The following is a 20,302-nucleotide window of genomic DNA, read 5'->3' on the forward strand; positions in this document are numbered from 1 at the left end:
TTGATCGTGTTAGAGGGGACTACATAAGTGCCGCGCCAGCTATGATCAAAAAGCTGGATTGCTGCACTCGGCGATCGACTACTTGGTAGTTGAATCCGTGGCAGAGAACTCAGCGTAATTCAAAACGGAGTATGACTTCATACTCCGTTTTTATTTTTCCGGTAGAAGGTGATCGTTGGGGAAAATGTTTATGTATCTCCGTTTTTCACTCTTAAGTGAGCGCTCTGCACCCGACGAAGTTTTAAGGTCCGACTGTATCGTTGCTGATTTCGCAGCGGTTACATCATAGTGGAAGCCTGGAAACAGTGCGACCCCGTAGCGAAACCTCCCGCACGCAAAAGCTTTTTCCTCAGATCCAATTGGGTGAGCAATTCCATGGCATTCGGTGTCTTTTGCGGGTTTAAATATCAACGCTTTATCATCTTTAAATCCTTCGCGGACTTTATCCCTAGTTTGGCGAAAGCGCATCTTTAAGGATTTTATTTCACGAGACAATTTATCCGAGCTAAGGTCATTGTACCAATAAGTTTTAAGATCTCTTGTGATGGAAGAATTGAAATTTCGTAACGGCAGGGAAAGAGGAGAAGATTTTCTGCTTGCGTATGTTGCTGCGGAAATCTCGTGAAGCATTGGGCGGACATCATTAATCTTGTTTTCAATGTACTCTCTCGTTGGCCGAACCTTGTTCACTAAGTTCCGTGGCACAGTTTCGACCCACGCAGAGTGACCAAATGTACTCCACACTTCTCTAAACTGCTCTGCCGTCTCTGGCTCATAGAACCACAAGGATAGTCGTGCTGGCTCAGAGTGGCCTCCCGCGTTATAAAGTTCCTTTACTAGCACCCTAAGCGCCAGCGAAATTGAAGCCCGCGTTGCGCCAACTTGTTTCTTCTTTGCTGCCGGCGCCAAGATGCACGCACCAGCAATTCGAGCCTTCATCGAAGTCAGCTCGGTCGACAAAGGAGCGTTTGCCCCAATGAAAACTATGTAATGCTCGACTGTCATTTCTTTGAGTTCAGCTTGACCAAGATATCGAGCGGAATGCTAATCCGAGAAAGCTCCTCGTCGGACAATCCATCAAAAACATTGAGAAGGTTTTGTAGATGACCGGTGCCTCTAGGGCTTGAAGGCCTCTTGAGAACCGAGAAAGCCTCTTGACCAAGCAAGTGCTTTTCCAACCAAAGTTCTATTGCTTGGTGAGTAGCAGCAACGCGTTCAGAAATCGGAGATCCTCGCATTTCCTTCGTCAGGTCATCCGGAAAAATTTTATAGCAATTCCCTTCCATTTTAGCGACTTGTTCATCAGATATCTCGACTTCACCGTGGTCACCAATGCACACAATTCGAACTATTCCATCAATAGGCTTGATGAATGCATCCCAGAACTCCTGCCTATAAGACACGTTTCGATTTGGTTCGGCTAGCTTGCCTTTTGGAGCGAACAAATTCTCAACATGGTCTGGAACTGTAATTGATAATGGTACAGCCCCGATTTTTTGATGGATGTTGGGATGTTGAACAACTTTCACTATGGGGTTTCGTCGCAGGTATTCATGCAAGCCATCATGGAGAACTGCGGCGCTTTCTGGCAGCTCATTCTTTAGCCTGAACCCCAAGTTACTTAGGTAACAGGCCGAACCATGTTCGTCCCAATGCTGCTGTACAATTTCCTCGATGAACTTTGAAGTTGCAATGTCCGGCGTTTCTGGATCAGTCATGATCAGTTCCATTCTCATTCGTTGGTCGGCCCGCATTCAATCCAAACCGATTTCCGCTCGCATCCATGGTGCTACTTAAGCCCTTGCTGCACAAGAAAATAATGTGTGGTTAAGCTCTACTCAAATCTCGTCTGCGGTCCGTGCGTCCACAAGTGGTTTGCTATGGTGCCCTGAATTTCTTCTGATTGAGCATCTCATCTCACAACCAAAGAGCAACTGACTGCTCGCGCCGACGGCATTTCCACGTCGTCTCTTGGAATTTGCGCCAGTTCACTTCGCGCTTGCAGTGAGCTTCCACAATTGCCCAACCTGCAAATGCAGCGTTGGCTGGTTGGTCACAGAATATGGGGTCGCGATAGGTTCGGAGCAGCTCTGAAGTGTGTTTCGCATCAAGTTCAGTAAAGGGCCGGAAGAAATGGTCAACAGTGCCTACAAAGATTCTAACCGTGATCCCAATACAACAAACAAATCTTGATTGTATTGCTTCCTTATCGCTTCCCTAAGAATATGCCCCTCATATTGCACAAGGCAGACAAGCTGATAACATACTGATTTATAGTAATAAAATGGCGATCCCTGAAGGACTCGAACCCTCAACCTGCTGATTAGAAGTCAGCTGCTCTATCCAGTTGAGCTAAGGGACCGCTGGGCACACGCATACCCTTGTCACCCGGTCCCTTTCAACCGCTAATTTGTCAGAGTTCGCTGATCTTTCTGGCCACCACCCAAGATGCGGGCAACCCCAGAATAAAACCAATTATCGCTGAATAAACAATAGGTTGCCCAGTATCAAATCCAGTTACCAGCGCGGCAATAATCAAGATCCCGGCAAATGTACCTCCAAGCAGAAGGTAAATAACGGCGGTCAAACGGAACATTGGCTTTCCTTCATGGCTATATATCAATTCCGCGAAGTCTTACGCCCCTGCCCGGCTCATTCCTTGATCTGGATCAGTCGCCCATCATTGCCCGTGCGACATAGTAACTCACTGGAAATCCTAAGATAAACCCGACCACAGCGGCCCCAAGCAATGCCCACAACCCGGTCACGCCAACCACCAATGCGCCGACCACAAACACCGATGCCACGGTTGACCCGATGATCCCGTAGAACGTCATGACAATCTTGAACAGCGGTGATTTCATCTGCCCCCCTGTGACCGCAACGCCGAACGCTCGGCTCAGCAAAACTTTAAACTCTTTAACGAGGATCGGGGACAAATTTGCAAGTTTTCACCCCCCGAAAACCGAAACTTTAAACTTTTTCAAGGCCCCAGATGTCCACAATCCTCCCACCCCTCTACATCCGCCTGACCGACGTGCGCCTCAACCTCACCGAAATGATCCGACGCACCCTGAAGGGCGAGGAGCGCATGATCATCACACGCCACGGCAAACCGATTGTCGCGCTGGTCACGATCAACGAATTGCACCGGATCTGGGCTGATGAGGATTACGAGCTTTTTGGGCCGGTGAATCCCGAAACCGGCAAACGCTATGGCCGGGATTGGGTTGCCCGGACGGGGTGGAAACGCCCCCTGTCCGAACAAGAGGTGCAGGCGAAAGAAGACGCGCGCGAGAAAGAATGGGCGCGGCTGGAAGAGAAGATCAATTCATGGGGCCCAGAGGATCTGGACCCGGAACTGGCCGAGGCTGCGGCAAAGCGGAAACGGAAGGAGAAGGCGCGTGCGGATGCGGAGGAACGTGAGGGGGATGGGGAACCCGTGGGGCGCAAGCGCTGGTGGAGGTGGTGGTGAGTTGGGTCACCTGAGCAGGGGCAGCGCCCGACCCTGGGTGGGCATCGGTATCGGCGTGTATGGTGACTGGGTGCCGCTGTCGGACTGGTTGCGTGTGGTGCGAGGCAGAGGAAGCGCCCTCCCGCAGGGATGAGGAAGGGACAGTCGCTCCAGTGGAGCGGCGAAAGCCCTTACGAACGGGCGCTGCCCCTGCGGGGCGGGATAATGACGCAGAACAGCAACAAGTGCGCCCGTGATTTACTGCGTAATTCGCCGCCGCGCACTGGGGCAATTTCAATTACCCCCACATCTTGCACGACGGCAACAATATTGTGGATACACTCCGCCACCCCACAATATCTTGTTGATCCAGACCGGCCCGATCCTTATAGATCACCCTACAGGTGCTAGACGCGGAATGCATACTGACGCAGCAAGCGGAGTTCGGGGGCCAGACGGCAAGCGGGCTCCGCTTCGCATTTGGGGCAACGCTTTTTCGATGTTGTGAGGGGGTAGAATAGGTAAAGGCGCCAGGTGCTCAGACGCGGTCTTTGCATTGGCCTTGCGGCCCCCTGACGCCTTCCTGAATTGGCTTTCCCGAAGGTCGGCCCATTCAACGGTTCGGGTTCGAAAGAACCCTCCCCTGCCAGTTCCGATCCGGAGATCTTTCCCGGCGAACCAGTCCCGATCCGAAGACCTGTCCCGGCAAACCAGTCCCGATCCGAAGATCAGTTCCGGCGATCCAATCAAGATCCGAAAATCTCTCTTGGTAAACCAGACCGGACCCGAAGACCCTTTCCAGCCCACCTCAACCCGAGGGCCTTGGTGTCCAGCGTGCCTTCCGAAGATGACCTGCTGTAAGAAGACTGTTGCACCGGGATGCGATTCCCTCAAGCAAAAATCTGCGAATTTCGCAAATTTCTTGGGGATAAGCTGTTGATAAACAACGGTTTTATTTGTGGAAAAACTGTGGACGCATGCCGAATCCCATCGTGATCCCAAGGGGTTGGGATGTGGATAACTCTGTGAAGGGAGGTGCAGGCGATTTTCCGGGAAACGCGCCTGCGATCAGTTGTCCATCTTCAATGCGCTAATGAAAGCTTCCTGAGGAATATCCACCTTACCGAACTGGCGCATCTTCTTCTTACCCGCCTTCTGCTTCTCCAGCAGTTTCTTTTTCCGGGTCGCATCGCCGCCGTAGCATTTCGCGGTCACGTCTTTGCGCATGGCCGAAAGCGTCTCGCGCGCAATCACCTTGCCGCCAATCGCCGCCTGGATCGGGATTTTGAACATGTGGCGCGGGATCAGGTCCTTGAGCTTTTCAACCATCGCCCGGCCGCGCATTTCGGCACGGTCCCGGTGCACCATGGTGGAAAGCGCGTCGACCGGCTCGTCATTCACAAGGATCGACATTTTCACGAGGTTGTCCTCGCGATAGCCGATCATCTGGTAATCGAAGCTCGCGTAGCCCTTGGTCACCGACTTCAGGCGATCATAGAAGTCGAACACAACTTCATTGAGCGGCAGGTCATAGACCACCATCGCGCGGGAGCCGGCATAGGTCAGGTCCATCTGGATGCCGCGGCGGTCCTGACACAGTTTCAGCACGTCGCCCAGATATTCGTCCGGCACCATGATCGTCGCCTTGATGCGCGGCTCCTCAAGGTGGTCAACGGTGGAGAGGTCGGGCATGTCCGCCGGGTTGTGCAATTCGATCATCGAGCCGTCTTTGAGATAGACGTGATAGATCACGCTGGGCGCGGTGGTGATCAGCTCGATGTTATATTCGCGTTCGATCCGGTCGCGGATCACTTCGAGGTGCAGTAGACCAAGGAAGCCACAGCGGAAGCCAAAGCCCAGCGCGGCCGAGGTTTCCATTTCAGAGCTGAATGACGCGTCGTTCAGCGCCAGCTTCTCAATCGAATCCCGCAGGTCTTCAAACTCGGCATTGTCCACCGGAAAGAGGCCACAGAACACCACCGGCTGGGCGGGTTTGAAGCCCGGCAGCGCCTCGGTTGTGCCCTTCTTCTCATGGGTGATCGTGTCGCCCACGCGGGTGTCGCGCACCTGTTTGATCGAGGCAGTCAGGAAGCCGATTTCACCCGGTCCCAACTCGTCAATCGGTTTCATCTCAGGCGTGAACACACCGACGCGATCCACCGGATAAACGGCGTCGGTCGACATCATGCGGATGCGGTCACCCTTTTTCAGTTTCCCGTCGATGATCCGCACCAGAACGATCACGCCGAGATAAGCGTCATACCAGCTGTCCACCAGCATCGCCTTGAGCGGCGCATCGGCGTCCCCTTTCGGGGCGGGCAGCTCGTTCACAATCGCTTCAAGCGTTTCGCGGATGCCCACGCCGGTCTTGGCCGACACCTGAATGGCGCCGGTGGCGTCAATGCCGATCACATCCTCGATCTGTTCCGCCACGCGGTCACATTCGGACGCAGGCAGGTCGATCTTGTTCAGGACCGGCACGATCTCGTGATCGGCCTCAATCGCCTGATAGACATTGGCCAGCGTCTGCGCCTCAACCCCTTGGGTCGAATCCACAACCAAGAGCGATCCTTCCACCGCGCGCATCGAGCGGCTGACCTCATAGGCAAAGTCCACGTGGCCGGGGGTGTCGATCAGGTTGAGCACATAATCATCGCCATTATCCGACGTGTATTCGATCCGCACCGTGTTGGCCTTGATCGTGATGCCGCGCTCGCGCTCGATATCCATACTGTCGAGCATCTGCTCTTTCATATCCCGATCCGCGACGGTGTTCGTCTCCTGGATCAGGCGATCAGCCAGCGTGGATTTCCCGTGGTCGATATGCGCCACGATGGAGAAATTGCGGATGTGGTTCAGGTCAGTCATAAGAGGAGCGTATTATAGGGATTTGGGGATTGGTCAATGGGTGACACGAAGCAAGCGCACCAAGACGAGTTAGAAATAGCCCAGAACACAGAGATTCAGAAGCTTGGTTGGTTATCTTCATATTCAAGGCAGATTTTGTTGGGTAGACACGCTTTGAGGTCTTTCTATGTGCTTTCTGATCAAATGGCGCAATATGAAGCTAAATCCGTTTCAACGCTCTCTCATAACACTGCGGGTGATACACTTCGATTACTGCGCGCTCTAGTTGAGGTCCTAAGCGGTATCAACAAGACCACGTCCCGAATCTCCGCACCGTATGAACCAATCGATCGACCTGTGGTCTTTTTCTTAGGAGAAAGCCGCATCGGAAGAATGTTGTCTGTTTCAACTAGCCCCACTGATATGCCGGCAATTGCGCCTGGCACCGGTTTTTCTATCGACGGCCTTTCTACAAACAATAATGCACGCTGGATAAGTCAGTCTGTGCAAGAACCTGCAATAGGGATTCTGGCCTTCGAAACAGCCAAAGTCAGAAAAGGTATTGGCCTAAGTAATAAAGCGCTTGCTGACTCGCGCTGCGAACAACTGCTCCTCACCAAGCTTTGGCCCCTCGAACAGGGCAGGGTTTGGCAAGCAGGCGAGCTGTTCGCACCATTCAACTCAGCGCACAAAGGGGCGTTCAACTTCTGGGCTGACTGGTACCAAGGCTTCCTCGACGGCAAACCGCTCGATTGGGAACTGCAACGCCGCGTGGCGCTAATCCCGGATGAGGACTGGGAAAATGGGCCGGAGCATATTGCGCAGAAGATTGAAGAGATCAAAGCCGCATATCTGGCAGAAAAGCTCCCCGTCGCAGAAGACCTTGCCTTTGACCAAGACACCTGCACCTTCCATACAGTCCCGCGCGTGATGGCCAAGCCCGACTTGCTGGGTGCAACCCTCAGTCAGGTTGAGGATGCGCTCGAGGATGTGATGGAGAATTACTCCAACGGAATCAATGAACGCTCAACCGAGTTTAAGAAGCTTTCTCGCACCTTCCGCAAATACGGCAATGACCCGCAACGGATCGAGATGGATTTCACAACGGTTCATGCGGGGCTGACGCGTCAGATTATCAGCGGCGAACTCCCCCCAAGCGAAGAGAACCTCGCCCTGCAATCCGCTCTGGAAGAAGGGGCCAAAGCCGTGCGGGCGACCCACCCAGAGGTGGCCGAGAACCGACGTATATTGCAAGAGCAGAGCTTGCGGGAGTTGACCCCTGACGAGAAATCCACACTGGAAGAGGCACTTCCGGTCTTGCAGGCCATTTCTGATGAAGCATTGGCCGAGGAATGGGCGCAGGACATTCCCGCGCTTACCAATGACAGCCTGATGCCCATACCAGATACAGCTCCGAGATTGCCCGGGGCAGACGAAGCAACGCGCATCTTCGGGCGCACGTCGAAGATGGCCATCATGATGCAGAAATATCCTGAAATCGTGGAGCGTATTCACAACAGCACAACCTATAAATCTGTAAAGTTGATCAAAGACGGTGCCACTGTGGTCGGTTGGGTTATGCTAATTGTTGGATTGGGATTGCGCGTTCTGGGTATCATCTAACCGGCACGGCGGAACGCCTGGCCACTCCCGACCCTCCCCGTCACACCAAAGGTGTGCCGTTGATAATTGGCATGCCTTCGGCATGACGGGAGGGCGTTTTGCGACGTTTCAACAAACGATGGGTAGCGCGAGAAGAAGTGACATCGCAAAGTGCGAGGGTTTCGACGCCCACCCAGGGTCGGGCGAGGCCCTTCCATCGCCCCTCACCCCATCGGCAGGCGGTTCCTTCGCACCATTGTCCGCAACGTAAAGCTCGACCGCATTCGGTTCACCCCGTCCACCCGCATCAGGTGGTTTTCCATGAACTCGTCAAAAGCGGTCAGGTCGGCCACCACGACGCGCAAAAGGATGTCGCGGGATCCGCTCATCAAATGGCATTCCATCACCTCTTCCATGCGGGAAATGGCACGTTCGAAGGCGGTGATTGCCTCGCGGCTTTGGCTTTCCAGTTCGACCTCGATGAACACCGTGACCGGCAGGCCAAGTTTGGTCTGATCGACCCGCGCGCCATAGCCGGTGATCACGCCGCTTTCTTCCAGTGCCGCGACCCGCCTTGCGCAGGGGGTCGGGGACAGGCCGACCGCTTCTGCAAGCTCCCCGAGTTTCTGGCGCCCATTCACCTGAAGGGCGGAAATGATGCGTCTGTCGGTGGCGTCCATAAATTTTCTCTCGTGATTCTGGTTTTGACATCAGATTATCACCAAAATTAGAAACCTTCACGCGTGAAATTGGTGAAAATCCTCACCGGGCCCCGGCTACCCTTGGGGAAAGGGAGAATTTCATGACCATCACCACCATCCCGACGAGCAGCCATGAAGAGGTTGTGCGCGTCGAAGACAAAGCCACCGGTCTGGTCGGCTTTATCGCCATCCACTCCACCACGCTGGGCCCAGCGGCTGGCGGGCTGCGTATGCGGCCCTATGCCAGCGAAGACGACGCACTGACCGATGTGAAACGCCTGTCCGAGGGTATGACCTATAAGAACGCGGCGGCTGGCCTGCCGCTGGGCGGTGGCAAGGCGGTGATCATGGGGGATCCGCGCACCGAAAAGACGCCGGAACTGCTGCGTGCCTTCGGAAAGGCCGTTGAGGCCTGTCAGGGGCGCTATTGGACCGCCGAGGACATGGGCATGACCACGGGTGACATGGCGGAACTGGCCAAGGAAACCCGCTATGTGGCGGGGCTGGCGGATGGTGAGTTTGCGTCGGGAGATCCCTCGCCGATCACCGCGCGCGGGATCTTCAACTCGATCCGCCGGGCGGCGCTGCATCAGTTCGACAACCCATCCCTGCGTGGGCGGACCATCGCCGTGCAGGGGCTGGGCAATGTGGGATGGAACCTGTGCTATCGCCTCGCCGCTGCTGGCGCCAAGCTGATCGTGACCGACATCAATCCCGAGCGGGTGAAGATGGCCGTGACCAGCTTTGGGGCAGAAGCCGTGGGGCTGGATGAGATCTATGCTGCAAAGGCCGATATCTTTGCCCCCTGCGCGATTGGTGGCATCCTGAATGCCGACACCATCCCGCAATTGCGGGTCGAGGCCGTGGCCGGTGGGGCCAACAACCAGCTGGCCACCCCGGAAGATGCCAAGCGCCTGCATGATCGTGGCATCCTCTACGCACCTGATTTCGTGGCCAATGGCGGGGGCATCATCAATGTCGCCACAGAGATCCTCGAAATCTCGGGTCGGGTGGATTGGGTCGACGACAAGCTCGCCGCGCTGGATGCCACCATGGATGCGATCCTGTCCGAAGCGGCCCGCCGCAAGGTCAGCCCGGCGGATGTGGCACAGGATGTGGTCGGCCAGACGATCCGCACCAAGGCGGCCTGACCCCACCCGCCAACAGATGCCGCTATATTGCGCATGGACCTTGCAAGGGACCAGCGCTAGGCTCCGGTCAATAACCATTGGCCGGAGCTTTCCATGCCTGACCAACTGCCCATCCTGACGGTCACATTGAACCCGTCCCTCGACATGACCACCGAGGCCGACAAGGTCCGGCCCGAGGACAAGATCCGCTGTGATGCGCCCAGCCTTGATCCCGGTGGGGGCGGCACAAATGTGGCCCGCGCCATCAATATCCTAGGTGGTGAGGCAACGGCTTTTGTGGCGTTGGCCGGGTTTCGGGGCGATCAGATCGCAGCACTTCTCGCCCAAGAAAAAGTTCCGTTCGACCGGTTTGACATGCCGGGCGAAACCCGTCTTTCCCTTGCGGTCAGGGATCGGGCACAGAACACACAATATCGCTTTGTCATGCCTGGTCCCCAGTGGACACCGGTCGATGCGCACCACTGCCTGAAAGAAATCAAAGCTCGGCTGCAACCAGAGATGATGGTGGTGCTGTCGGGCTCCATGCCTCCGGGGCTACCCGATGATTTCACGACATCTCTGGCCACTCTGGTCGCCCAGCAAAAGGGCACGCTGTTGCTGGACACCTCCGGGGCTGCGCTGGTCCATGCGGCCCAGCAGGGGCAGGCGGATGACGGCGCGCACCAGATTTCGGTGCTGCGTCTGGCTCAGGCAGAAAGTGAAATGCTGGCCGGGACTGCCCTGATCAGCCTACGGAACGCTGCTGATTTTGCCTCAGGTCTGATTGATCGCGGAGCGGCCAAGATGGTTGTGCTCGGGCGTGGCGCGGACGGGTCGATTCTGGCCACACGAGAGGGCGCTCATTTGGCAAGTGGCCCCGATGTCCCGGTGCGCTCAAAAGTGGGGGCCGGAGACAGTTTTGTCGCGGCGTTCACCTTGGCGCTGGCGAACGGGTGTCCGCCCGAAGATGCACTTGTGAATGGTGTTGCCGCCGCCTCTGCCGCAGTGATGACCGACGCCACCGCCCTTTGCACCCGTCCGGATTTCGAGGCTTTGCATCCACAAATCAAACGCATTAATGTGTGACCAGACACAATTCGGATCGGTGGTTCCATTCGCTGGATTCACCGCAAAAATTGCATAAAACCCGTTTTTGTGTTAAAATGAGAGCAATGAGCCCCCACCAATGGGGGCCAAATTTCGGGCCACAGCGCCCAGCAGTCGAGCAAAGAAGAGGCCGCCGAATGAAACATCTGGTGATCACCTGCATCATGAGTGTCAGTGTTGTCGCGTCCACCCCCGTCTCGGCGGGGAGCATCCAGAAAGCCTGCCTGAGTGCGGATCGTTCATCCGCATCCCGCAATCTCTGTGGATGTATTGAGGATGTAGCAGGGGCTATGTTGAGCAGGAGCGAACAATCGCGCGTGGTTAAGTTTTTCAAAGATCCGCACAAAAGCCAGGAGCTGCGCCAGTCGGATCGTCGTACGGACGAGAAGTTCTGGCAAAAGTACAAACAGTTCGGCGAAGCTGTCAGCACCTACTGCAAAAGCTGATCTTCGTGCTGCGTCTTACCGATTAAGGGACGTCAACAGACCACGGGACGCCGCTTCGACCAGATCCAAAGTCTGATCGAAATCGCGGGTGTAATAGGGGTCGGGCACGTGATCCATTCCGCTGTCCGGCGCGTAATCAGTGAAGATTTTAACCGGGGTGTTGCTGCCAGTCGGACGCAGCCGTTCGATATTCGCAACATTTTCGCGGTCCATGCCGATGATCAGGTCAAACCGATCAAAATCATTCCGCAGGAATTGGCGCGCACGCAGCGGTGCCAGCTCATATCCCCGCCCTCTTGCGGCCTGTTGCATTGGACCGTATGGAGGCGCGCCCACATGCCAGTCGGATGTGCCGGCGCTGTCGATCACAAGGTCCAGTTCCGGAGCCGATTGTGCGGCAATCGAACGGAACACGCCCTCGGCGCTGGGAGATCGGCAGATGTTGCCGAGGCAGACAAAAAGAACACGCGTGGTCATTTGGATCTGATACCGGATCCCTCTGGCCTTGTCACCTGATCCGCAATAATGCGCCCATGCACTCGCCATGTGCTTGCAAACTTTAGAACCATCAAGATGATGACCCCATGAAACGTGCAAAACCATATGCCCAAACCTGTCCGATCTCCCGGTCGCTTGATGTCATCGGGAACCGATGGGGGCTTCATGTCCTGCGGGAGCTGCATGCAGGGCCCACATCCTTTGGTGAAATCAAGGCTGGGCTGCCCGGTATTGCCACCAATATGCTCTCATCCCGCCTGTCCGAACTGGTTGACGCCGGGCTGGTGCATAAGGCGGGGCGGTCTTATCGCCTGACCCCGTCAGGGATCAACACCCGCGGCATCCTGTTCGAGCTGGCCCGATTCGGGCGCCAAATGCCAATACCGGATGAGCCGTCAGAGCCGGAAAACAGCCGCTACCGCGCTGTATCGCTGGCGGGCGCAATCGAACGGGTAGCGACCCCGCAGACAAACTTGCGGGCCGAACTGGTGATTGACGGCGAGCCGTTCACGTTGATCGTCGCAGACCGGCATGTCTCGCTTGAAATGGGTCCCTTGCCCTTGCCGCCGGTGCGGCTGCGTTTCGCATGGGATGACGTGGACAGGGTCGCCGATGACATGGGCCGTTTTGCCGAATTTGCCGAAGCGCAGGGGATCGAAGCACAGGACCCGGCTGATGTGGCCGCCCTGCTTGACCTTCTGCAAAAAGCCATCGACTGTCTGGGCGGGCATCGCTGATCCCTCCAGACGGAACCCTGCGCTTGCCCGGACAATGAAGGGCAAGTCATGGCACATCACCAGAATATCGTCATCCTCACCGGCGCCGGTGTCTCGGCTGAAAGCGGGCTGGGCACGTTTCGTGACGCGGGTGGTATCTGGACCAAATACGACCTCGAAGAGGTGGCCACACCGGAGGGGTTCGCCAGGAACCCTGCCTTGGTGCATGAGTTCTACAACGCCCGTCGCGCAAATTGCCTGGATGCTCATCACAACGAAGCCCACACAGCGCTTGGCCGCCTGCAAGCCGAGCATCCCGGCCGTGTGACTCTGATCACCCAGAACATCGATGACCTGCACGAACGGGGCGGCGCGACAGGGGTGGTCCATATGCATGGCGAACTGCTTCGTGCCCTCTGTGCCGCCTGTGCCCATCGCTGGGATGCCCCCCGCGAAATGGACCCCACCGCCCCCTGCCCGTCCTGCAACGCCGCTGCCACCCGCCCCGACATCGTCTGGTTTGGCGAGATCCCCTATCACATGGACGAAATCTACAGCTTGCTCACCGAAGCTGATCTGTTTGTGGCCATCGGCACCTCTGGCACCGTCTACCCGGCTGCGGGATTTGTCTCCGAGGCCCGCGCCATGGGAATCGCCACGCTTGAGATCAATCTCGAACCGTCCGAAGGCAGCGCGCTTTTCGACCGGACCCTGCACGGGCCGGCCACCGAAACGGTCCCAGAATGGGTGGAAGGCGTGCTTGGAGCATAGGGGACCCCGCCCCATCACGTTTAAAGGCAGTCCATACCCGACCCACACAAACCCTGACCGCACCCAATTGGGTGCGGTCATTCGGAGAGTTTCGGCACTCTATTTGCAAAGGGAAATGCCGAGGCGCTACAAAAGCGCTCAATCTCATACGCGTTTCGAGACGAACATGTGCCCCATGTTCACCCCGAAACACCGATGGGGGTGACTAAACCCCAGATCGGAATGCCCGGCCCGCAGGGGACGCGAAGACCGCGTGGCCGGACAATTCGAATTCTACGCCTTTTCAGTTGCTTGCGCCAGATGCGGCGCCCTCGCCTTGGTTCATGTTTCCGTGATCCATATTGGAATGATCCATTGCCCCCTGGTTCATCTTCATTTCGCTGCCCATCTGGCCACGCTTCAGATCCACCGGGATCTCGACAACAAGCTCACCCGCCTTTTCAAAAACGAGGGTCACGGTCACCACATCCCCGTCAAGTATCTTGCCCTTGAGGCCCATGAACATCACGTGATCCCCACCACGCTTGAGCTCATGCATGCCACTTGCGGGGATCGCAAACCCTTCGGGCACATGCATCATCTTGGCCACACCCTGATCGTCGATTTTGTGGGTGTGCAGCTCGACCCGCTTGGCAATATCCGAGCGCACGTCGATCAGCTGATCCGCCTCATCTCCATGGTTCATGATCTGCATGAAAGCAGCCCCGGCCTTGGCGGACAGACCTGAAGCACGGGCATAGGCGTCTTGCACCATGATGTGGGTTTCGGCAAAGGCGGGAAGGGTGACAAGCGCAGCAGCGCTGGCGAAAAGAAAGGTTTTCATCTTGGACATGTTAGCTCCTATAGTCCTGACCTGAATGGGAAATGCGCGAGGTTGCGCGAAAGGGAACACCCTGCAATCACAGGTGTTTTGCGCTCCGCTCATTGCGTGAAGAAGATGGGCAGGCCTGTGCCGGACACGGCTTTCCCACGCAAACGGACGGCAAAACGCCCGGACGAAGGGTCAGATCAGGGTTGGAGGACCGCGGGCCGCAGGGGTGGTTTCGGGGCGTTCTGTCACCGAAAGCGTAACCGTGATCGGGGTAAGAGTGACCAGACGCCCTTCGGGGCGATCCATCACAGGCACATGGAATTCAGCCACAAAATTCTGCGCCCCATCGGGGCAGACATTCTGGGTCTCGATCGGTTCACCATCGGGTCCCACGGTGATCGTGGTCATGCCGATACCGGTACAGATCACCATCTCCAGCCCGACCATGCCAGACGGCCCCATGAGCAGCGGACCTTCGCCCCGCGCCTGCGCAAGCGAAAAGCCGGTCACAACAAGGACCAACGTAAGGAGATATGCGACAAAACCGCGGATCATGCGTAATGGCTACGCCTGTCTATCGGGCTTGGCAAGCGACAAAAGGTAACAGGGGGGCGGAGGACATTAGACTTTGGTCTTCGCATCCAAGCGCTGCCCAAATATCCGCTGTGAGCCCATTGTGACGGATACTACAAAACCCACACGTGCTTGCTATATCGGCCATGTGCGCAATTGAAGTTCATACTGAAACTTGAACTCGGCCTAGATGGAGAATTAGTTCCACTTCGTTTTGAAGGATTCTGCCAGTACGCTTGAAACCGAAAGCCTCATAGAGCGGTAACGCACATCCCGGTTCATCGACAACTCCGACCACAAGTTTGCTACGCTTCTTTCTGTGCGCCAGTTCTCTTGAGAAATCCAAAGCGGCCAATCCGTGGCCACGGCGCTGATAATTCCGATCAACCATCAAGCGCCAAATATATATTCCGTCCGGGTCATCACCTTCGTCCAGTTCGGCTTCGGGGTGTGACATATCGACGATTGCCAATAAACCGACCGGCTCATCGTTATCCCAGATCCCAAAAATTTCAGAACCGGGTTCAAATATTGATTGAGCCATCGTCAAAAGGTTGGAAGCCACCAAATTTGCCTGATCTTCCCTCACTTCAAGGGCGGCAAGTTGGCGTACTGTGCCTCGCGATAATGGATGAAATTCTGACATAAAAAACAGATAGCAGAAATTGGTCCATGCTCAAAATTCCAAGACTGGTTTTGGGGATACCTGAAGGGTTCTAGATTCTGCTTGGTCACGCATAGCCGCCTTTGATTAAGGTCAAAAATGCCTGACAGTTGGGCCTCATTTTCCTGAGGGGCGGCGATGAGTTTCACAGAGTCTCGCGCATTGTGTCAAAGGTTCGAGACATCCCACATTGCGCGGCGAATTGAAATTTGACTGGCCCCAAACAGGAAAAACCGCCCGGAGGTTTCCCTCGGGCGGCATATCCTACCGGTCTGAACCGGGATGCTAAAGCTTAGGCAGCGGGCTTATGCTGCGGCCTGGGCTTTTGCGACGTCTTTTTTGATCTTCAGCGCATTGGCCGACAGCTCAGTGTCTTTGGCTTTGGCCAGGAACGCGTCCAGACCACCGCGGTGATCAACCGAACGCAGGGCAGCAGCCGAGATGCGCAGTTTGAAACCACGACCCAGAGTCTCTGACTGCAGGGTAACGTCGTTCAGGTTCGGCAGAAACCGACGACGGGTTCTGTTTTTCGCGTGGCTGACATTGTTGCCAGTCATCGGGCCTTTTCCGGTCAGTTCGCAAACGCGCGACATGGTCTCTTCCTTGCTTCTCGGGCCAAATTGGTAGGATTTTGCGATGTTTGGGCGATAGGGTTCTTCCCCTGTTCCCGCACACCGTCCGCTTTGGATACCCACATTTGGCCGGTCAATAGTCATAGGCGCCGCAAAAGCAGCACCTCGAATTCCGTTCGCGCTCATTAAACGTGATTTGGGGGCACGTCAAGTGAGTCGGAACGAGAAGTTCGACGTACGGCTTCGGGGCCGGTTCAGTCAGGGAACTAAGGGATTCGCGGGACCGGGGCAAGGAAAACCCTGCCAATAGAGACGGGAAAGCCCCGGAATTTTGAGGACACTCCGTTTCATGCTAGGTTCACCTTCCATTTCAAGGTCCTGGCATGACATTCACCCATCGCATTTCTGCTCTTCTGCTGACATTCTCTCTTCTGCTTCCGGCAGATCTTCATGCGTCTGATCTGATGTTGCCACGCGAACCGAGTAAAGCCGATATCCCGGCTCGCAATTATCTGGGAGAGCGGGTGCGCGGCCTGACCTTTCGCGCCACCAGCGTGAGCCGACGTTCAGATGGGCAAATGGTGGTGATGTATGGTTTCATTGTCGGGCGCCCCAGTGGACGTGCCAATTTCTTTTACTGGAATGATCTTCAAGGCATCGAATGCCATGGCACCACACGCAAAGACGACCGGGGGCGTGGTGTGGGCGTAAATATCTGCCGCCAGAACGGGCGGACCATCCTGCGTGACAAGGTTACGATCCCGTCAGAGAAATACATGCACTTCCACGGCACCACCAAGCAAAAGAACCGGGACCTGCAAGGCCGGGTGGTATGGACCATCCTGCGCTGGCATCTGCGGTCGGGCTTTCCCAACCCGCAGCCGCTGATTGATGCGTTTGGGCACGAATGAAAAAGCGCGCACCGAGGCGCTCGCTTTTATGTCATTCATCCGCAAGGAACCCGCCGGACTGCCGCTCCCACAGACCTGCATAGGTGCCGCCCATGTGCAGAAGCTCGTCATGTGATCCCTGTTCAATCACCCGGCCCTCATCCAGCACGATGATCCGGTCCATCTGGGCAATCGTCGACAGGCGGTGGGCAATGGCAATCACCGTCTTGCCCTCCATCATGCCGTAAAGGGTTTTCTGGATCGCGGCCTCAACCTCGCTGTCGAGCGCCGAGGTGGCCTCGTCCAGCACCAGAACAGGCGCGTCCTTGAGCATCACGCGGGCAATGGCGACGCGCTGGCGCTGACCACCCGACAGTTTCACACCGCGTTCGCCCACCTGGGCGTTATAGCCCCTGCGTCCCTGCGGGTCGGCAAGCGTCTGGATGAACTCATGCGCCTCAGCCCGCTTGGCGGCGGCCATCATGTCGCCCTCGCTGGCATCAGGGCGACCATACAGGATATTGGCGCGCACCGAGCGGTGCAAAAGCGAACTGTCCTGCGTGACCATGCCGATCTGCTTGCGCAGACTGTCCTGCGTGACCTGCGCCACATCCTGACCATCAATCAGAATGCGCCCGCCTTCGGGGTCACGGAACCGCATCAAGAGGTTGACCAGCGAAGATTTCCCCGCACCGGACCGCCCCACAAGCCCAACCTTCTCACCAGGGCTGACGGTGATCGACACATTGTCCAAGCCTCCTTTGCCCTTGCCGTAGTGATGGGTCAGCCCGTCAAAGCGGATCTCACCCGTCTTGATTGCCAGCTCACTTGCATCCGGCGCATCGGTCAACTCATGCGGCACGGCAATCGACCGTAGCCCCTCGCGGATCACACCGGCATGCTCAAACAGCCGAATGGTCACCCACATGATCCAACCGGACATGCCGTTCAACCGCACGGTCAGCGCCGAGGCCGCGGCCACTTCACCCACGGAAATCAGTCCAGATGTCCAGAGCCAGAGCGCGGGACCAAGCACGCCGGTGATCAACATCCCGTTGAGGATATTGAGGCCAAAAGAAAGCTCGGTCATCAGCCGCAGAAATCGCATGAAACGCAGCCGCAAGCGGCGCAAGGCCGAGAGCACATAGCGCTCCTCGCCTTGCCCCTGCGCAAACAGTTTCACGCTTTCGATATTGGCATAGGCATCCACCACCCGCCCAGTGACCAGCGAGCGCGCGTCCGACCATTTCTCGGAGGCCACGGCCACGCGTTTGGCGATATGGCGGGTGTAAAGCACGTAGAGGGCCAACCAAATCCCCAACGGTAGAGACAGACGCCAATCGACCGCACCAAGGATCAGCATTGCCGACAGCACATAGGTGGTGGCGTAGAAGATCCCTTCGAAGAACATATAGGTGCTGTCCTCGACCGCCGGGCCAATCTGCATCACCCGGTTGGACAGGCGCCCGGCGAAATCGTTCTGGAAAAAGGACAGCGACTGACCCAGCATGTGCTTGTGCGCGCGCCAACGCACCTGCTCCTGCATATTGCCCGCAAGGGTTTGTTCAAGGAAAAACCGGTTCGCCACAATCGCAATAGGGCGCAAGATCAGGATAAACAGCGCGGCAGACAAAAGCTCCCACCCATGAGCAGACCAGAAGCTTTGCGGCTCAGATGCGTTCATCAGGTCGACCACGCGACCGGTATAGAAAATCAGCCCGGTCTCGATCAGCGCCACCAACACACCGGTCAACGCCATCCAGACCATCCATTTTTTGAACGGTCCATACTGGCTTTTCATGAACGCCCAAAGCGTGGCAGGCGGGGCGCCGCCCTCATGGGGGGCAAATGGATTCACAAGGTTTTCGAAATAACGAAACATGAGGGACTCCGAATGTCGGAACATATACTTGCGCAAATACTGGAATGGCGCAGAAGGATGGGATGAAACGTAGGGGCGGTCAAATCACGACAGCCCAAAACAGGACCGGCGAATTAATCTCGGTATAGGGTCCTGGCTGGTTTCATCGGCATATCTCCTTCAATGCTGCTTCATGCCTAGCCCAGATGTTAGCGCATATCAAGCCCCCGCCGAAAGGGCTCACACAGCTCCCATCCACCTCAAAGATGAGTGTAAACGCGTCCCACCCGCATTTTCAGGAAATGGGAACTGGGGCAATGGTCGCACACAATCTTGAACGGCAACGCAATCGGAGGGCGTGGATTTGGATATTTATAGTCAGAAGAAGGGCAATCTTTCCGTTTCTTCAGACCCTAAATATCCCCGCCGGAGGCATAGGCTCACGCAGTGAGCCACCCCCCATCGACCAAAGGGAGAGAAGGTGCGGGAGGAGATTCTCAACCTGGCGTCAGCTCATCTCGGCGCGAATATGGGAAATCATTTCCTCCGCCGCCTTGCTTGCCCCAACTTCGCCACGCTCCACCTGCCCACCAAGCACATTCAACCGATCGCGGATCTCGCCTTTTTCCAGCGCGGCGAGAAGGCCGATCCGCACATCTTCTTCAAACCAGTGGCGCGCCTGCTCGGCCCGGCGGGTCGACCAGTGCCCCTCGGCACGGCGCCAGTCGGTCAGTTCGGTCATCGCCTCCCAGGCCTCCGGCAGGCCCGTATGGGTCACAGCAGACACCATCAGCGCTTTGGGGAAATGGACAGGATCATAGGGGCGCTTGCGCAAAAGGCGCAGCGCGCCCGCATAATCGGCACAGGTGCGCATGGCGGTTTCCTTGAGCGGACCATCGGCCTTGTTCACCAGAATGATGTCGGCGATTTCCATGATGCCGCGTTTGACCCCCTGCAACTCGTCGCCGCCCGCCGGGGCGATCAGCAAGAGAAACAGGTCGGACATGTCCGCCACCATGGTTTCGGACTGCCCGACCCCCACGGTTTCAATCAGCACCACATCAAATCCCGCCGCCTCGCACAGCGACACCGCCTCGCGTGTCCGCCGCGCCACGCCCCCCATCTGCGCCTGCGAAGGGGAGGGCCGGATAAAGGCGTTTTTCTCGCGCGACAGGCTTTCCATCCGGGTCTTGTCACCCAGAATGGATCCACCGGAACGGGCGGAAGACGGGTCAACTGCGAGCACCGCCACCTTCAGCCCCTTTTCGATCAGGAACATGCCAAAGGCTTCGATAAAAGTGGATTTGCCCACGCCCGGCGTGCCGGACAGGCCGATGCGCAGCGCTTCGCGTTTCAGGGGGGCAAGGGCCTCAAGCAACACGCCCGCCTGCGCCCGGTGATCCTTGCGCGCGCTTTCCACCAGCGTAATTGCCCGCGCCAATGCCCGCCGTTCACCCGCGGCCACGCGATCTGCCAGATCCTGAATATCCATACCTGCCCTCCCGAAATCTGAAAATTGAATAGCGAGGGCACAGGCCTTCGTCCAGAGAGTTAGCGCTACATTGTTATGTTTCAGAAGGGGCTTTGCCCCTCGCCCCTTCGAGACTCACCCCAGGATATTTTAGACCAGAAAATGAAGGGCTGGACGGGAGCGGCGCG

General features: G+C 56.7%; 21 protein-coding genes and 1 tRNA gene. 8 read left to right on the forward strand and 14 right to left on the reverse strand.

Annotation, left to right across the window (positions count from 1 at the left end; all coding sequences use genetic code 11):
- Nucleotides 1-150 precede the first annotated feature (150 nt).
- From O2N63_RS00065 to O2N63_RS00085, 5 genes are all read right to left on the reverse strand, one after another.
- Nucleotides 151-1,005: a hypothetical protein gene (locus tag O2N63_RS00065; RefSeq protein WP_271051952.1), complete on the reverse strand. Its 855-nt coding sequence runs from the start codon at nt 1,003-1,005 to the stop codon at nt 151-153.
- Nucleotides 1,002-1,718 carry a hypothetical protein gene (locus tag O2N63_RS00070; protein ID WP_271051953.1) on the reverse strand — a complete coding sequence of 239 codons (717 nt, stop codon included), beginning with the start codon at nt 1,716-1,718 and terminating at the stop codon, nt 1,002-1,004. Before O2N63_RS00070 ends, O2N63_RS00065 begins: the two co-directional genes overlap by 4 nt.
- Before the next feature lie 567 nt (nt 1,719-2,285).
- Nucleotides 2,286-2,362, reverse strand: a tRNA-Arg gene (locus O2N63_RS00075).
- A 51-nt stretch (nt 2,363-2,413) separates the two neighbouring features.
- Nucleotides 2,414-2,596 carry a CTP synthetase gene (locus O2N63_RS00080; protein ID WP_271051954.1) on the reverse strand — a complete coding sequence of 61 codons (183 nt, stop codon included), beginning with the start codon at nt 2,594-2,596 and terminating at the stop codon, nt 2,414-2,416.
- 73 nt (nt 2,597-2,669) lie between these two features.
- Nucleotides 2,670-2,864: a CTP synthetase gene (locus O2N63_RS00085; RefSeq protein ID WP_271051955.1), complete on the reverse strand. Its 195-nt coding sequence runs from the start codon at nt 2,862-2,864 to the stop codon at nt 2,670-2,672.
- 131 nt (nt 2,865-2,995) lie between these two features.
- Between O2N63_RS00085 and O2N63_RS00090 the strand changes: the two genes are divergently transcribed.
- Nucleotides 2,996-3,475 carry a type II toxin-antitoxin system Phd/YefM family antitoxin gene (locus O2N63_RS00090; protein ID WP_271051956.1) on the forward strand — a complete coding sequence of 160 codons (480 nt, stop codon included), beginning with the start codon at nt 2,996-2,998 and terminating at the stop codon, nt 3,473-3,475.
- 1,047 nt (nt 3,476-4,522) lie between these two features.
- On the opposite strand, the gene lepA is transcribed toward O2N63_RS00090, so the two are convergent.
- Complete coding sequence (gene lepA, locus O2N63_RS00095) at nt 4,523-6,322, reverse strand: translation elongation factor 4 (RefSeq protein WP_271051957.1); 1,800 nt, start codon at nt 6,320-6,322, stop codon at nt 4,523-4,525.
- Nucleotides 6,323-6,358: 36 nt separating this feature from the next.
- Between lepA and O2N63_RS00100 the strand changes: the two genes are divergently transcribed.
- Nucleotides 6,359-7,924 carry a hypothetical protein gene (locus O2N63_RS00100; RefSeq protein WP_271051958.1) on the forward strand — a complete coding sequence of 522 codons (1,566 nt, stop codon included), beginning with the start codon at nt 6,359-6,361 and terminating at the stop codon, nt 7,922-7,924.
- 203 nt (nt 7,925-8,127) lie between these two features.
- Here the strand turns inward: O2N63_RS00100 and O2N63_RS00105 are convergent, their stop codons facing one another.
- Nucleotides 8,128-8,583: an Lrp/AsnC family transcriptional regulator gene (locus O2N63_RS00105; protein ID WP_271051959.1), complete on the reverse strand. Its 456-nt coding sequence runs from the start codon at nt 8,581-8,583 to the stop codon at nt 8,128-8,130.
- 122 nt (nt 8,584-8,705) lie between these two features.
- On the opposite strand from O2N63_RS00105, the gene O2N63_RS00110 reads away from it, so the two are divergent.
- The 3 genes from O2N63_RS00110 (at nt 8,706) to O2N63_RS00120 (ending at nt 11,287) form a co-directional block, all read left to right on the forward strand.
- Complete coding sequence (locus O2N63_RS00110; RefSeq protein ID WP_271051960.1) at nt 8,706-9,755, forward strand: Glu/Leu/Phe/Val family dehydrogenase; 1,050 nt, start codon at nt 8,706-8,708, stop codon at nt 9,753-9,755.
- Nucleotides 9,756-9,848: 93 nt separating this feature from the next.
- Entirely contained in the window at nt 9,849-10,820 is a 972-nt protein-coding gene (locus O2N63_RS00115; RefSeq protein ID WP_271051961.1) for a 1-phosphofructokinase family hexose kinase, read from the forward strand.
- A gap of 158 nt (nt 10,821-10,978) precedes the next feature.
- Complete coding sequence (locus O2N63_RS00120; RefSeq protein ID WP_271051962.1) at nt 10,979-11,287, forward strand: hypothetical protein; 309 nt, start codon at nt 10,979-10,981, stop codon at nt 11,285-11,287.
- A 15-nt stretch (nt 11,288-11,302) separates the two neighbouring features.
- Here O2N63_RS00120 and O2N63_RS00125 read toward each other — a convergent pair whose 3' ends face one another.
- Nucleotides 11,303-11,764, reverse strand: a complete 462-nt coding sequence (locus O2N63_RS00125) for a low molecular weight protein-tyrosine-phosphatase (protein ID WP_271051963.1) — start codon at nt 11,762-11,764, stop codon at nt 11,303-11,305.
- Between the two features lie 107 nt (nt 11,765-11,871).
- On the opposite strand from O2N63_RS00125, the gene O2N63_RS00130 reads away from it, so the two are divergent.
- Entirely contained in the window at nt 11,872-12,522 is a 651-nt protein-coding gene (locus O2N63_RS00130; protein ID WP_271051965.1) for a winged helix-turn-helix transcriptional regulator, read from the forward strand.
- 48 nt (nt 12,523-12,570) lie between these two features.
- On the forward strand, nt 12,571-13,272 hold the full coding sequence (locus tag O2N63_RS00135) for an NAD-dependent deacylase (protein WP_271051967.1): 702 nt from the start codon (nt 12,571-12,573) through the stop codon (nt 13,270-13,272).
- Nucleotides 13,273-13,555: 283 nt separating this feature from the next.
- Here O2N63_RS00135 and O2N63_RS00140 read toward each other — a convergent pair whose 3' ends face one another.
- The 4 genes from O2N63_RS00140 to rpmB all read right to left on the reverse strand — a co-directional run bounded on the left by O2N63_RS00140 (nt 13,556) and on the right by rpmB (nt 15,913).
- Nucleotides 13,556-14,104 carry a copper chaperone PCu(A)C gene (locus O2N63_RS00140; protein WP_333780713.1) on the reverse strand — a complete coding sequence of 183 codons (549 nt, stop codon included), beginning with the start codon at nt 14,102-14,104 and terminating at the stop codon, nt 13,556-13,558.
- A 171-nt stretch (nt 14,105-14,275) separates the two neighbouring features.
- Complete coding sequence (locus tag O2N63_RS00145; protein ID WP_271051969.1) at nt 14,276-14,638, reverse strand: hypothetical protein; 363 nt, start codon at nt 14,636-14,638, stop codon at nt 14,276-14,278.
- A 181-nt stretch (nt 14,639-14,819) separates the two neighbouring features.
- Nucleotides 14,820-15,302 carry a GNAT family N-acetyltransferase gene (locus O2N63_RS00150; RefSeq protein ID WP_271051971.1) on the reverse strand — a complete coding sequence of 161 codons (483 nt, stop codon included), beginning with the start codon at nt 15,300-15,302 and terminating at the stop codon, nt 14,820-14,822.
- Between the two features lie 323 nt (nt 15,303-15,625).
- Complete coding sequence (gene rpmB, locus O2N63_RS00155; protein WP_271051973.1) at nt 15,626-15,913, reverse strand: 50S ribosomal protein L28; 288 nt, start codon at nt 15,911-15,913, stop codon at nt 15,626-15,628.
- 362 nt (nt 15,914-16,275) lie between these two features.
- Between rpmB and O2N63_RS00160 the strand changes: the two genes are divergently transcribed.
- Nucleotides 16,276-16,803, forward strand: a complete 528-nt coding sequence (locus O2N63_RS00160) for a hypothetical protein (protein ID WP_271051974.1) — start codon at nt 16,276-16,278, stop codon at nt 16,801-16,803.
- Between the two features lie 31 nt (nt 16,804-16,834).
- Here O2N63_RS00160 and O2N63_RS00165 read toward each other — a convergent pair whose 3' ends face one another.
- Together O2N63_RS00165 and meaB are read right to left on the reverse strand one after the other, a co-directional pair.
- Complete coding sequence (locus O2N63_RS00165) at nt 16,835-18,664, reverse strand: ABC transporter ATP-binding protein (protein WP_271051975.1); 1,830 nt, start codon at nt 18,662-18,664, stop codon at nt 16,835-16,837.
- Between the two features lie 487 nt (nt 18,665-19,151).
- Complete coding sequence (meaB, locus tag O2N63_RS00170; RefSeq protein ID WP_271051976.1) at nt 19,152-20,135, reverse strand: methylmalonyl Co-A mutase-associated GTPase MeaB; 984 nt, start codon at nt 20,133-20,135, stop codon at nt 19,152-19,154.
- Between the last annotated feature and the right edge of the window lie 167 nt (nt 20,136-20,302).

This window comes from Aliiroseovarius salicola (assembly GCF_027891095.1).
Taxonomy (GTDB): domain Bacteria; phylum Pseudomonadota; class Alphaproteobacteria; order Rhodobacterales; family Rhodobacteraceae; genus Aliiroseovarius; species Aliiroseovarius salicola.

What these genes read in the sequence shown, in the direction of transcription:
- O2N63_RS00065 (WP_271051952.1), bottom strand. Translation starts at nt 1,005, where the DNA reads ATGACAGTCGAGCATTACATAGTTTTCATTGGGGCAAACGCTCCTTTG.
- O2N63_RS00070 (WP_271051953.1), bottom strand. Translation starts at nt 1,718, where the DNA reads ATGACTGATCCAGAAACGCCGGACATTGCAACTTCAAAGTTCATCGAG.
- O2N63_RS00080 (WP_271051954.1), bottom strand. Translation starts at nt 2,596, where the DNA reads ATGTTCCGTTTGACCGCCGTTATTTACCTTCTGCTTGGAGGTACATTT.
- O2N63_RS00085 (WP_271051955.1), bottom strand. Translation starts at nt 2,864, where the DNA reads ATGAAATCACCGCTGTTCAAGATTGTCATGACGTTCTACGGGATCATC.
- O2N63_RS00090 (WP_271051956.1), top strand. Translation starts at nt 2,996, where the DNA reads ATGTCCACAATCCTCCCACCCCTCTACATCCGCCTGACCGACGTGCGC.
- lepA (WP_271051957.1), bottom strand. Translation starts at nt 6,322, where the DNA reads ATGACTGACCTGAACCACATCCGCAATTTCTCCATCGTGGCGCATATC.
- O2N63_RS00100 (WP_271051958.1), top strand. Translation starts at nt 6,359, where the DNA reads ATGGGTGACACGAAGCAAGCGCACCAAGACGAGTTAGAAATAGCCCAG.
- O2N63_RS00105 (WP_271051959.1), bottom strand. Translation starts at nt 8,583, where the DNA reads ATGGACGCCACCGACAGACGCATCATTTCCGCCCTTCAGGTGAATGGG.
- O2N63_RS00110 (WP_271051960.1), top strand. Translation starts at nt 8,706, where the DNA reads ATGACCATCACCACCATCCCGACGAGCAGCCATGAAGAGGTTGTGCGC.
- O2N63_RS00115 (WP_271051961.1), top strand. Translation starts at nt 9,849, where the DNA reads ATGCCTGACCAACTGCCCATCCTGACGGTCACATTGAACCCGTCCCTC.
- O2N63_RS00120 (WP_271051962.1), top strand. Translation starts at nt 10,979, where the DNA reads ATGAAACATCTGGTGATCACCTGCATCATGAGTGTCAGTGTTGTCGCG.
- O2N63_RS00125 (WP_271051963.1), bottom strand. Translation starts at nt 11,764, where the DNA reads ATGACCACGCGTGTTCTTTTTGTCTGCCTCGGCAACATCTGCCGATCT.
- O2N63_RS00130 (WP_271051965.1), top strand. Translation starts at nt 11,872, where the DNA reads ATGAAACGTGCAAAACCATATGCCCAAACCTGTCCGATCTCCCGGTCG.
- O2N63_RS00135 (WP_271051967.1), top strand. Translation starts at nt 12,571, where the DNA reads ATGGCACATCACCAGAATATCGTCATCCTCACCGGCGCCGGTGTCTCG.
- O2N63_RS00140 (WP_333780713.1), bottom strand. Translation starts at nt 14,104, where the DNA reads ATGTCCAAGATGAAAACCTTTCTTTTCGCCAGCGCTGCTGCGCTTGTC.
- O2N63_RS00145 (WP_271051969.1), bottom strand. Translation starts at nt 14,638, where the DNA reads ATGATCCGCGGTTTTGTCGCATATCTCCTTACGTTGGTCCTTGTTGTG.
- O2N63_RS00150 (WP_271051971.1), bottom strand. Translation starts at nt 15,302, where the DNA reads ATGTCAGAATTTCATCCATTATCGCGAGGCACAGTACGCCAACTTGCC.
- rpmB (WP_271051973.1), bottom strand. Translation starts at nt 15,913, where the DNA reads ATGTCGCGCGTTTGCGAACTGACCGGAAAAGGCCCGATGACTGGCAAC.
- O2N63_RS00160 (WP_271051974.1), top strand. Translation starts at nt 16,276, where the DNA reads ATGACATTCACCCATCGCATTTCTGCTCTTCTGCTGACATTCTCTCTT.
- O2N63_RS00165 (WP_271051975.1), bottom strand. Translation starts at nt 18,664, where the DNA reads ATGTTTCGTTATTTCGAAAACCTTGTGAATCCATTTGCCCCCCATGAG.
- meaB (WP_271051976.1), bottom strand. Translation starts at nt 20,135, where the DNA reads ATGGATATTCAGGATCTGGCAGATCGCGTGGCCGCGGGTGAACGGCGG.